This is a genomic window from Wolbachia endosymbiont (group A) of Longitarsus flavicornis (genome assembly GCF_963931955.1).
GTDB lineage: Bacteria > Pseudomonadota > Alphaproteobacteria > Rickettsiales > Anaplasmataceae > Wolbachia.
Genome location: NZ_OZ008337.1, coordinates 683,474 through 696,072 on the forward strand (window position 1 = coordinate 683,474; position 12,599 = coordinate 696,072).

Here is a 12,599-nt window from a genome sequence, read left to right on the forward strand (position 1 = left end):
GGCTTAAGGTAGTAGCTGTTTGATATAAATTCTATTCTTATACAACAAAACGGGGTTTTATTGCCCATATGAAGTTGCAAAATTACACAAATAAAAAATTTTAAACATAGTTGATATCTACTTGAATAGACTTCTTTCAAAATTCATGTATGGAGCTCAAAATTGTGAATTGCAGCAATCAAATTAAACCTTAAACCAAAACGTTTTCGTCGGTTTCTATACCTGTCCGAGATGATTTTAAACCTTTTCAATAAGCCAATTACGTTTTCAACAATTGCCCTTTGGCTCATAAGTGCCCTGTTCTCTTTTTTTTGTTCTTTGCTTAACGGATTCTTTTTCATTTTCCTGTGCGGTAATACAACATTTTTGTGTATCTTCTGCATTCCCCTGTAGCCGGCATCAGCTAAGATTTTGGTGTCCGGTAATATTGCTACCTTTGATTCTCTAAACATCCGAAAATCGTGTTTTCTACCATTCGAGAAAGATGTGCATATGACTTTTTTACTCTTCTTCTCTGTTACTATTTGTGTTTTTATAGTATGCCTTTTTTTCTTTCCAGAGTAGAAGGGCTTTTGCTTTTTTTTGGTCTCTCTACTGGCGTTTCAGTTCCGTCTATTACTAAAACTTCATATTCTACATCACTCTTTAATAGCTCTTTTTTTCCTGGTAATGCAAAATCTGGATGTTTTATTAATATGTCTTCTACCTATCTTATTATTTTAAAACTGTTACTTTCACTCATGCCATAGCTTTGCCCAATATGAAAATATGTACGATATTCTCTTATATATTCCAGTGCCATAAGTAGCCTGTCTTCTATGCAAAGTTTACTTTTTCTTCCACTTCTAGCTTTTTTTCTTTTATCCTCCACTTCTAGAATTTCTACCATTCGCTCAAATGTTGCTTTTTTTACCCCTGTTAAACGTCGAAACTTTTCTCCTTCTAACTTTTCTATTTCCTTATATTTCATGCTTTCAAATACTTCATCTTACACTCCCTCTAACAATTTTGAAAGAAGTCTAGTGTCATCCCAGTACCTTCTCCTGTCATCCGAGTAGCCTCCTTTTTTTGTCATCCCAGTGCCCTGACTACTTGGATCCAGTTTCACCTTATGATGGTGTCATTCCAGTCTGGAATCCAGTTTTCCATACAATCTCACCGAAAACGTTGTAACCACTTTCTATGCTAGTTTGCTTGCTCACAAGCAAATTTTCCTGGATCCCAGACTGGGATGACAGGGGAAGGAGGCTACTTGCATGACACCATCTGCAGCCCTGCAAATTGTAATGTTCGTACAGTTGTGGCGGTATAACGTAGAAAAACTGTTAACTTAAATCTATATTGATATGTCCCATTTTACGCTTATCCCTAACCTCTTTTTTCCCATATATGGTTAAACTAGCTTTTTCGTTGCTCAAATACTTATGAGAATCATATATATCATTACCTATTATATTTTTCGTCATACAAGGAAAGCGTAATACTACTTCCTGCATAGGTAGCCCGCATATTATCCTAACTAGCTGTTCAAATTGACTAACGTTACATACATCCAAGCTCCAGTGGCAAGAATTGTGAGGTCTTGGAGCTAGTTCATTAACTAACAATTCGTTATCCTTAGTAACAAAAAATTCAATAGCCAGAATTCCTATTACATCAAGCGCATTTGCTATTTTCTTTGCAGTTCGTTGTACCTCTTGAGTTAATTTGCTATCTATTTTAGCTGGCACTGTTGAAGTATCAAGTATTCCATCAACGTGGTAATTTTCTGCTATAGGAAAAAAAGCTACTTTACCGTTTTTATCTCTTGCAACGACTATTGAAACCTCTTTCAGTAAATCAACACTTGCTTCAAGAATGTACTCTGTATTCCAATCAAAGGAAGCAAATTGCTTCACTTCAGAATCATTCTCAAGCACATATTGCCCTTTTCCATCATAACCCATTTCTGTTGTTTTCAGCCTTGTTGGATAGCCAAAAGCTCTACTGCTTTTCAGTAGCTCATTATAATTTTGTATACTTTTGTATTCAGCAGTTTTTATACTCAAGCTTCTAATGAAATCTTTCTCTCTAAGCCTATTTTGCGCAATGTGTAACGCTTTTTTACCCGGATAAAAATTTACATCGATATCAATTGCACTACATGGAATATTTTCAGACTCAATAGTGACCAAATCCACACTCTGTGCAAAAGATTCAAGCGCTTTCTTATCAGAGAAATCTGCTATTGTGAAATCATCAGCAACAGAGCAAGCTGGATCGTCTTTAGCACTGGCAAAAACATGTGTTTTTTGTCCAAGTTTTGTTGCAGCGATAGCAGTCATTTTACCTAATTGTCCACCACCTATTATTCCTATTACTTTTTTGCTCAGCGCATCTGGTTCATTCATACTATAAATTGATATTTCCTAATTAAAGTATACTTGAAAAATCTATGAAAAAAGTATATAATTAGAATGTTATCTTTTTATCATGAATATTCTATAATGATTCTAGAATACACACTAACTACCAACTTTGTTGAAGTTACAGTTTTACCAATTTATATTGAAGAGCAATCCATTCCTTATGAAAATTGCTATGTATGGATGTATAACGTTAAGATAAAAAACAAAAGTCAATCAACTATTCAATTGTTAAGTCGTCATTGGCAAATAATAGATTATAAGGGAAAAGTAAATGAAATTGCCGGAGTTGGTGTTATCGGAGAACAACCTGTGATAAAATCTGGAGAGGTATTCAAATACACAAGTGGAACATACTTAAATGCACCGTCAGGAATAATGCAGGGTAAGTATGAATTTCTGAATGAAGAGAGCATAAAAATTTTTGAGGTTATGATACCACCCTTTTCTTTGGATAGTCCATACGTCAAAACTAGACCCCATTAACTATCAAAATAGTTTATTTGTAACCAGACTGCATTCTGTGATTTTTAGCAAAACATGATCTTTCATTTGAGCTTTCTTCAATTTAAAATAAATACAGAAACTAGCTATCTTCAAAAATATGGTTGAATAATTGTTAATAATAGTGTATAATTATTAATATTTTCAAGCATTTTTGCCATGGCTCTTTCAAAATTTCTCGATCCTCGCAATGATTTGTGTTTCAAAAAAATCTTTGGAACGGAAAAAAATAAGAATATCCTGATCCACTTTTTGAATGATATTTTAGGGTTTACTGAGATAAATGCAATACAAGAAGTTGAGTTTCTTAGCACTATTATGGACCCCGAAGTTGCCTCTGATAAACAAAGTATTGTTGATGTTCTCTGCAAGGATTCTCACGGAAATAGATATATAGCAGAAATGCAGCTCGCTAGAGACAAGGGCTTTGAAAAGCGCGCACAACTCTATGCTGCTAAAGCCTACTCAAGACAATTAGATAAATCTGGCAACTACATTGATTTAAAGAAAGTCTTCTTTATTGCTATATCAAATTGTAACTTACTTCCTGAAGAAGTTGATTATATTTCTACTCACAATATACGTGATATAAAAACTAACGGCCATTACTTAAAAGATTTTCAGTTTGTCTTTATTGAGTTGCCTAAATTCGCAAAAAATAAAGTAGAGCAGTTAGAAAGTATAGTAGAAAGGTGGTGTTTCTTTTTTAAATACGCAGAAGAAACAACAGAAGAAGACTTAAAAGAGATAGCAGAAAAAGCGCCAATAATAAAGCTAGCATATGATGAATTAGACAAGTTTCGTTGGAACGAAAAAGATTTAGTAGCCTATGAAGAAAGGATAATGGATCTACGCAAAGAAGAAGCTATTCTTGAATACAGACTTGATCTTGCTGAAGAGAAAGGTATACAAAAAGGTATAGAGAAAGGGAAAATTGAAGGGAAAATTGAAGGGAAAATTGAAGGGAAAATTGAAGGGAAAATTGAAGGGAAAATTGAAGTCGCAAAAGCAATGCTGGCTAATAATGTTGATGTCAACACTATTGTTAAGTTTACTGGCCTTTCTATTAGTGAGATTGAAGAATTAAGTGGAAATCTGTGAACGGTTACGTTTATTTTTTATCCTTATCATCAAGTGTAAATAAGGTTATTGTAGAGATTAAGCCTATTATAACTATCATTAAAGAAAATGGGGCAGCTTCTCTATAGCGCTCATCGCTTACAAGTTCATATATTCTAGTTGATATTGTTTCAAAATTGAATGGTCTTATAATGAGTGTTGCTGTGAGCTCCTTGATAGTATCCATAAATACGAGCAAAAATCCCGATAATATACTCTTCTTGATGAGAGGGATATGAACATTCAAACATGTGGAAATAGGTCCGTGACCCATGGTATATGCAGTCCACTCAATTTCATTTGGTGTTTTTTTGAGCCCTGACTCTACCGCCTTGAAAGATATAGCAAAAAAACGAAATAAATATGAGTAAATTAAAGCACCGATAGTTCCTACTAAGCTAATTTCCACAACATATTGAGTAATGAAAGAGGATATTCTGCTTAAAAATATTATTATACTAATTGCGATAATTGCATTTGGAATTGCGTAGCCTAAAGAAATGAGACGCGCTATATTGTTGATTACCTTATTTTTATGCGCCGTATATCCAATCATTATTGCAATGCTAATTGAGATTAATGCGGTGATAAATGATAAACTAATGCTATTTGCTATTATGTTATAGAATCTTGCTTCGTATATGAAAAACCCCTTCTCTATGCTCCAATATATAAGTGGAATCATTGGTAAAGCAAAACCTATCAATATTGGTAATGCACACATAATATAAGTGCAAATCAACGGCATAGCGCCACTTATACTCCGTTTGTTGTGATAATCCGAATTGGTATTGATTGAAGAGTAAGATATTCCTTTTTTTTGTAGTTTTTTTTCGATAGCTATTAGTATCACAACGAAAATTAATTCTGCAACTGCTAAAACAGTAGTTGAATATTTGTCATGCAGTAAAAACCAGGTGCGATATATTCCTGTCGTAAAAGTATCGATAGCAAGAAACTGTGGTGTGCCGAAATCTGTAATTACTTCCATTAGTACCAAAGACAACCCAGCTATAATTGATGGGCGTATGGAGGGTATGATGACAGAAAACAGGCTCTTCAATGAGGAGAACCCAAGTGTTGATGCAATAGTGACTGAGTTACTAACATTCTTTAGACTTGAGCGAACTAACATATAAACGTATGGATATAGGCTGAATCCCATTACTAATATTCCACCACCTAGGGATTTTATTTCAGGAAACCAATAGTCACCTTTGCTCCAATCTAAAATGTCTCTTAATAAGCTCTGCACCGGACCTGAAAACTCTAGCGTATTTACATAGACGAACGCTACTATATATCCAGGAATCGATATCGGAAAGAACAAAGCAATCTCAAAAATTTTACTTCCAGGAAATGAAAAAAATGTGGTAAGCCAAGCTGGAATTACTCCAAATATGAAGGATATCCCCCCCACTCCTATCATCAAAATTAACGTACTCAGTATATATTCAGGGAAAAGTGTACTGATTACCCATCCGGAATTTGCTGTATCTGTAAATAGAATTGATATTAATGATAATATTGGACAGACGAATAATATACTTACTAGAAATAAGAATATATTTTTAAATACTCTTAAAAACATTAATTTGAATCTATATTTTATATTAAAATGTTATATGTAAAAACTGAAGATATCCAGTAATTATAGCTAACCCAAGAAAGGTTTCCCTACGTCATACCGCCCACAACTGTACGAACATTCGTTTGTGAAAGCAGTGTGTATAGCAGGTTTTGCCTCAAACACAAAGGCAGTGCCCAGACTACTTGGATCCAGAAAAATTGATTGTAAACAAACAACTATACAACATTTTCAATAAAATTACAAAAAAGCTGGATCCCAGTGTCAAGCACTGGGATGACAAAAAAAGGAGCACTGGGATGACATCCTCCCTTGTGGAAATTGCTCTCAAATCACAATGTTCGTACAGCTATGCGCGGTATAGATTCCGCTAACGAGTAGCGGAATGACGGTTTTTCAAATTGTAGAGCCACTTTAGCTATAACAGCCGTACTATTGAATATCTTTATAATTTTGTATATCATGTTTTTAGTTGATAAGTGAATAATCATGAGCTTCGTCATTGCAACTTTCTATCACTTTGTAGAACTCTCTAATTATTATGACATGAAAGACGAAATAAAAGCTGCATGCAACAACGTTGAGTTAAAGGGCACTATACTCCTTGCAGAAGAGGGTGTTAATGCAACAATATCTGGTGAAAGAAACGCAATTGATAAAATATTCGATTTTCTACGTTCTGATTATAGGCTAAGGGACCTTACATGGAAAGAGAGTGCAGCAGAATATCAACCATTTAGCAAGATGAAGGTAAAATTAAAAAGAGAGATTGTGAATCTTGGTGTAAGCAATCTTGATATTTCCCTTAGGGGTAAATACGTTAACCCAGAGCATTGGGATGATTTTACTTCTCAACCTGACGTTCTAGTAATAGATACACGAAATGAGTATGAAGTGAAGTTAGGCAAGTTTAAAAATGCAATCAACCCACATACTCAGCGTTTTCGCGATTTTCCTGAGTGGGCAAAGTCTTTCTCTGAGAGTAAAGACCTGAAAGTAGCTATGTACTGCACTGGTGGAATTAGATGTGAAAAATCAACAGCATATATGAAAAGTCTTGGATTTAACGATGTGTACCACCTGAAAGGCGGCATTCTTTCTTACCTTGAAAAAACTCGTAATGAAAATGGTAATTGGAAAGGAGAATGTTTTGTTTTTGATGATAGAATTGCTGTTGATAACTCACTTACTCCAAGCAACACAATAAAATGCATATTCTGCTCAAATCAAGTTTCAACTAATGAACTGAAGTCAGTTCCACGTGGCCAGGTGATTTGTTCTGATTGTAAACTTCAGTGTTATAGCTATAATAAGTAAGAATTCCCTTTACTTGACCTTTATAATCCCAGCGCGTGACGCTGGTCCCTATAACTACTTCAAACAGAATCACAACTGTACGAACGTTGTAGTTTGGGCCACCAGTGGGGTGTCATCCCAGTGTCAAGCTACTCGGATGACAAAAAAAGGAGCGCTGGGATGACATCCTCCCTTGTGGAAATTGCTCTCAAATCACAATGCCCGTAAAGCTGCGACCCTAGAGGTACTGTTTCTCACCCACTGCAAATATTGCACGGTACTATCCACTTGGTCGTCGTGGCGCGTTTCTGGGAACATTAAAATTTCATACTCAAAATCATTCAGCCATACTGCTTGGTGCGGCAGAAAAACCTTGCCAGACTCTATAGTCGGAACAATTTGATAAAATCGAGTGAGTTTGTCATCATGTGGCATTATTTCGATAATTGGTAAATCACTATTTGCTTTTAGCTCTTGCACCAATTGCTGACCACTTGTTTTTGCTTCGATTAAAATTGCGTGTGGTGTCCATCTTGCTGCTAAGGACAAAACTTGCTCTTTAAGCTTTGGATACTCAAGCTTTGCGCGATATACATCAAGTAAATAGAATTTATTGCCCACTTTTGTCCAGGTGGTGCAGACGCTAAAGTTGCTCATGCTGCTTGTTGAAACTGCAGTGTCCCAGCTCTGAGTGACATATGAGAGACTATCAGGAAAATTTCTATAGCGCTTCAACCACTCTCGTTTAATTATACCACTTGAAAGTGGCAGAGGGTTCTGTTGATATTGTGCAGCAAAAGCGTAACTCCCAAGTTCAACCTTTATCATCTCAACTTCTTCTTTTCCTCCATCGAGGGGATATAGCAACTGACCTTCTTCTCTTGAGTATAATATTACGGGTGGTGTCATTCTAGCACTTGATGCTGTAATCCAGCTTTTGTACTCATTAGACTTCTTTCAAAATTCATGTATGGAGCTCAAAATTGTGAATTGCAGCAATCAAATTAAACCTTAAACCAAAACGTTTTCGTCGGTTTCTATACCTGTCCGAGATGATTTTAAACCTTTTCAATAAGCCAATTACGTTTTCAACAATTGCCCTTTGGCTCATAAGTGCCCTGTTCTCTTTTTTTTGTTCTTTGCTTAACGGATTCTTTTTCATTTTCCTGTGCGGTAATACAACATTTTTGTGTATCTTCTGCATTCCCCTGTAGCCGGCATCAGCTAAGATTTTGGTGTCCGGTAATATTGCTACCTTTGATTCTCTAAACATCCGAAAATCGTGTTTTCTACCATTCGAGAAAGATGTGCATATGACTTTTTTACTCTTCTTCTCTGTTACTATTTGTGTTTTTATAGTATGCCTTTTTTTCTTTCCAGAGTAGAAGGGCTTTTGCTTTTTTTTGGTCTCTCTACTGGCGTTTCAGTTCCGTCTATTACTAAAACTTCATATTCTACATCACTCTTTAATAGCTCTTTTTTTCCTGGTAATGCAAAATCTGGATGTTTTATTAATATGTCTTCTACCTATCTTATTATTTTAAAACTGTTACTTTCACTCATGCCATAGCTTTGCCCAATATGAAAATATGTACGATATTCTCTTATATATTCCAGTGCCATAAGTAGCCTGTCTTCTATGCAAAGTTTACTTTTTCTTCCACTTCTAGCTTTTTTTCTTTTATCCTCCACTTCTAGAATTTCTACCATTCGCTCAAATGTTGCTTTTTTTACCCCTGTTAAACGTCGAAACTTTTCTCCTTCTAACTTTTCTATTTCCTTATATTTCATGCTTTCAAATACTTCATCTTACACTCCCTCTAACAACTTTGAAAGAAGTCTATTTGTAGTTACTCGGGTGACAGGAACAAGAAAAGGAGGCGCTGGCTTTTTGATTGAATAGATAATCTCCTTATTTTCAGATATCATCGGTAAACAAGTATGGTTCCATATGTTTTTCGGTTTGGAGAGAAGGTGCCCGGTTAAATCTTCTTGATGTAGCCTATGCATCACAAGAACAATTACTCCTTTTTTTCTATTGTTGAGCCTGGCTACTAAAGTCTGGTCAAACCAGTTTGTAGCACGCTTTCTAAACGTTTCACTCAAAGCTTGGGTGGGACTCAGTGGATCATCCACGATGATGAAATCACCACCTTCACCTGTTAACGTCCCTCCAACGGACGTTGCGATTCTAAATCCTCTCTGCACTGTTTGAAATTTGTATTTGGTATTCTGATCTTTGGATAGTTCTATCTCTGGAAATAGCGCTCTATACCAACTAGACTGCATCACGCACCTGGTGTCGAGCGAGTGCTTTTCGCTGAGCCGCTGAGAATAACTTGCAACTATTATTCTCGCAGTTGGTTGGTTTCCCAGTATCCATGCAGGCCACGCAACACTCACGCACAGGGACTTCATTGAACGCGGAGGCATATTGAATATTATTCGTTTCACTTCACCAGCGCTCGCCGCTTCCAGCCTATCTGCTATGACTTTTATGTACCGATAATTATTATACTCACATCCCGGCACTACCGTTTGAAAGCATAACTCAATGAATTTTAGAAAGTTCATGATATAATGTTGAAACCAACGCGTGACGCTGGGATGACAAAAAAAGGAGCACTGGAATGACACCTTCCTGCCCAGTTCATGTTGCTATAAATATTAAGGAATTTACCAAACGAAAAAAAAGGCAAAAGAAGCCTCGTGGTTGGCTAATTACTTACATTATACTTTCAAGTATGGCGTTTTTTTATTCTAAACGCTTAATAACCGCGATTTAGTTGCTTTTAAGCCGCAACTAATCTAAATTATAAACATTAAGAAATTTACTAAACAGAAAAAAAGGCAAAAGAAACCCTAGGGTAGCTAGTTATTCACTATCCATTTTTAAATCGGCGTTTTTTGATGTTTTAAATGCTTTATAAGCGCATTTCAGCTTATATTAGGTAAAAACCTAGAATTTTATAAAGACATAAGGTGCACATAGTGCAAAAAATTAAACATGGGACGCCAGATACGTGAGTTTTTTTGTCATTTAATCTGTACAGAGAAGATAAATAAATAGCTTCAGTTTCATGATAAGAGGGCTGGCGGAGTTTGTCAAGTAAGTTTTTCGTTTCTGCGGGCTACCCAGATTAATATTATATAGAAGGTTTGCTGCCAATAAAGCCTAAACTTACCAAATACATTTCTGTAGATTCAGATCTACTTGACTTTGGTTTAAAGTATTTTACTGTTTTAAACATTTTTTTTAGCTCGTTACAAAAATCTTTATCAGATTCTCCTTGGAAAATTTTTACTACAAACGTGCCACCATGGCTCAAGAAATGCTTTGCAAGATTGAGCGCTGCTTCGCATAAAAGCATAATTCTGATATGATCCAACGATTTTAAACCACAAGATTCGGGGGCCATATCAGATAAAATTACATCAAATTTTTGATCCTTGAATTTTTCTCTTAAAATTTCAAGCTCATTGATAATATCGCATTGTATAAACTCTACTCCATTAATTGCATTCATTGGTTTTACGTCAAGAGCAACCACATTTGCACCTTTCTGAGATGCAACTTGTGACCATCCACCAGGAGAAGCACCAAGATCAATAATTTTTTGCCCTTCTTGGAATAATTTAAATTTGTTATCTATTTCTACCAGCTTATATGCTGAGCGTGACCTATAACCATCCTTGCTAGTTTTTTGCACATACTGATCATTCAAATGACGATGTAGCCACCTTGTTGAAGATAGTTTTCTGCCTCTAGCCGTCTTTACTCTAGTTTTTATTACTAATACCCTATAAAAATCACTTATTATTGATTATATCTTTGAGCTCTTTTTCAACTACTTCTTTTACCAGTGCATGTAGATATTTATTCAGCCATTCTGAAAGCTGAGGTTTTAAAAGAGATGTAACTAATTCTTCAACAGTAAGATTCGCTCTTTTTTGTTGTTTATGCTGCAATTCATTTTGCATTTTTCCAAGCAGCGCTTTGATCTCTTCCATATTCTCTTTTAAAATTAGATGATCGTTATTTTGTGCTTGTAAGCCGCTATTACTCGCTTTGTCATTACTCACTTGGATATTATCGTGCAAATAAATATCTTTTTTTTCTTCTGAATTGTAGCTATGGCTATTAAATTGGTTACTGTTGCAAGCCATTTCCTCACTTTGGTCATCATTATCAATGTCCTCTTTTTCACTATTTTCTTTTTTGCCATCTTCTTCCATGTCTTCTGGATACTCTTCCTCAAGGTATAGTACATCATCATTTTCATCCTTTATTTTTGCTTTATCTTCACTCGCGTTTTTACCCGATATAGCTTTTTTTATATCTTCTAGGATATCTTTTACAGATTGATTGCCTTGTTCATCATGCATAGTGCTAATACCATTAAATTTAGAGGTTTATACTATTTATCATAAAAAGCAAGTTGTAAACACTAATCACATAATTGCTTTTTGCTTCAACTAAGTCTGAACGTGCTTTAAATAATGCATCTTCAGTGTCCAAAAGGTCAGATGTACTCTTTAAATTTAAGTTTACCTCTTGCTCAACTCCTTCCAATGCTAAAGCTGCTGCTTTTTCCGCTTCTTGACTTGCTTTGATAATGGCCTTTGCTGTCAGCACATTATTCCAAGCATTTACAACTGCTTGTTCTATATTTTTTACCTTTTCATAATAATCGTAGGTAGATTTTTTTGCATCCATTTTAGCTTTACTGACACCAAAAGCATTAACTCCTCTTTTAAAGATTGGAACATCAAGAGTAAAAACTACATGAACATTTTCTAATAGCTTGTCTAATTTTATACCATCACCCCCAAAATTTTTGCTTGCGCTTAGATTTAAAGAAGGAAGCCACTTGGAGCTTTCAGCAACCACTTCCATTCCGGCTGCTCTTTTTTGATAAACTGCTGCTTTTAAAGATAAATTATTGGTTTTTGCTAACTGTAAACATTCATTTAGCTCTGGAACAGAAGGTAGTTTATCATTAGCTTCAGAAAGGTCATCAGCATCTTCGCCAATCAAATGATAATAAGCAATATTTGCCAACTTTAATTTACCTTCAGCATCAACTCTTTCGGATATAGAAGACGAGAATTTTGCTTTTGCTAACAAAACTTCAGCATTGGTTACCTCTCCAAGGGAAAAGCGTTTTTTCATAGCTGACAAATGTTCCAAAGAAACGCGTTCTTTATGTTCTCTGAGCTTTAATATTTCTGTCTTTTGTAAAACACTAACATATGCTTTCACAGCATTAAGTGCAAGCTCTTGTTTTGATTGCTGAAATTGCATTTTTTCTGCTTTGAGAAGATGACTTGATCGACTAAATGTGGCAAAGGTGCCGCCGCCATCTATTATTCTTTGGCTTAATATCAGGCGTTTTCCAGAGTCTTGTGGATTATTAATAATATTAAAATTACTATCGAAATTGTATTGCAAATTAATGTCAGGTAAAAATCCAGCTAACCCAGAGGATTTATAATATTTTTCTGCGCTTTTATATTGGTAAAATTGAGACTTTATTTTTGAGCTATTTTTGATGGCTTTGCTTATAACTTCTCCCACATCGGTTGCATAGCAACTTATAGTACTAAAAATGATCGCAAGTGTGATAATCAATCGAAACATTCTACTTCCTATGCATATTGGTTGCGCAGCTCAATTACTAACATAA

At 35.3% G+C, this 12,599-nt stretch carries 8 protein-coding genes and 4 pseudogenes; 3 read left to right on the forward strand and 9 right to left on the reverse strand.

What is annotated here, in order from left to right; genetic code table 11:
• Positions 1–143: 143 nt before the first annotated feature.
• Positions 144–970, reverse strand: a pseudogene (locus AABM58_RS03390) (IS5 family transposase).
• A gap of 355 nt (positions 971–1,325) precedes the next feature.
• On the reverse strand, positions 1,326–2,390 hold the full coding sequence (locus AABM58_RS03395) for a 5-(carboxyamino)imidazole ribonucleotide synthase (RefSeq protein WP_338406345.1): 1,065 nt from the start codon (positions 2,388–2,390) through the stop codon (positions 1,326–1,328).
• A gap of 99 nt (positions 2,391–2,489) precedes the next feature.
• On the opposite strand from AABM58_RS03395, the gene apaG reads away from it, so the two are divergent.
• Entirely contained in the window at positions 2,490–2,891 is a 402-nt protein-coding gene (apaG, locus tag AABM58_RS03400; RefSeq protein WP_174516854.1) for a Co2+/Mg2+ efflux protein ApaG, read from the forward strand.
• Positions 2,892–3,068: 177 nt separating this feature from the next.
• Entirely contained in the window at positions 3,069–4,010 is a 942-nt protein-coding gene (locus AABM58_RS03405; protein ID WP_259245307.1) for an Rpn family recombination-promoting nuclease/putative transposase, read from the forward strand.
• 10 nt (positions 4,011–4,020) lie between these two features.
• On the opposite strand, the gene AABM58_RS03410 is transcribed toward AABM58_RS03405, so the two are convergent.
• Positions 4,021–5,619 (reverse strand): ABC transporter permease, encoded by a 1,599-nt coding sequence (locus AABM58_RS03410; RefSeq protein WP_338406346.1) that lies wholly within the window; start codon positions 5,617–5,619, stop codon positions 4,021–4,023.
• 486 nt (positions 5,620–6,105) lie between these two features.
• On the opposite strand from AABM58_RS03410, the gene trhO reads away from it, so the two are divergent.
• Positions 6,106–6,933, forward strand: coding sequence for an oxygen-dependent tRNA uridine(34) hydroxylase TrhO (gene trhO / locus AABM58_RS03415; protein WP_338406347.1), 828 nt, complete (start codon positions 6,106–6,108; stop codon positions 6,931–6,933).
• A gap of 192 nt (positions 6,934–7,125) precedes the next feature.
• Here the strand turns inward: trhO and terL are convergent.
• The 6 genes and pseudogenes from terL to AABM58_RS03445 all read right to left on the reverse strand — a co-directional run.
• Positions 7,126–7,818, reverse strand: a pseudogene (terL, locus tag AABM58_RS03420) (phage terminase large subunit); the annotation flags it as partial.
• A gap of 58 nt (positions 7,819–7,876) precedes the next feature.
• A pseudogene (locus AABM58_RS03425) lies at positions 7,877–8,703 on the reverse strand (IS5 family transposase).
• Positions 8,704–8,742: 39 nt separating this feature from the next.
• Positions 8,743–9,486: pseudogene (locus AABM58_RS03430) on the reverse strand (phage terminase large subunit); the annotation flags it as partial.
• Positions 9,487–10,058: 572 nt separating this feature from the next.
• Positions 10,059–10,637 (reverse strand): RlmE family RNA methyltransferase, encoded by a 579-nt coding sequence (locus AABM58_RS03435; RefSeq protein ID WP_338406348.1) that lies wholly within the window; start codon positions 10,635–10,637, stop codon positions 10,059–10,061.
• An 85-nt stretch (positions 10,638–10,722) separates the two neighbouring features.
• Entirely contained in the window at positions 10,723–11,298 is a 576-nt protein-coding gene (locus AABM58_RS03440) for a PopZ family protein (protein ID WP_338406349.1), read from the reverse strand.
• 19 nt (positions 11,299–11,317) lie between these two features.
• On the reverse strand, positions 11,318–12,553 hold the full coding sequence (locus AABM58_RS03445; RefSeq protein WP_338406350.1) for a TolC family protein: 1,236 nt from the start codon (positions 12,551–12,553) through the stop codon (positions 11,318–11,320).
• Between the last annotated feature and the right edge of the window lie 46 nt (positions 12,554–12,599).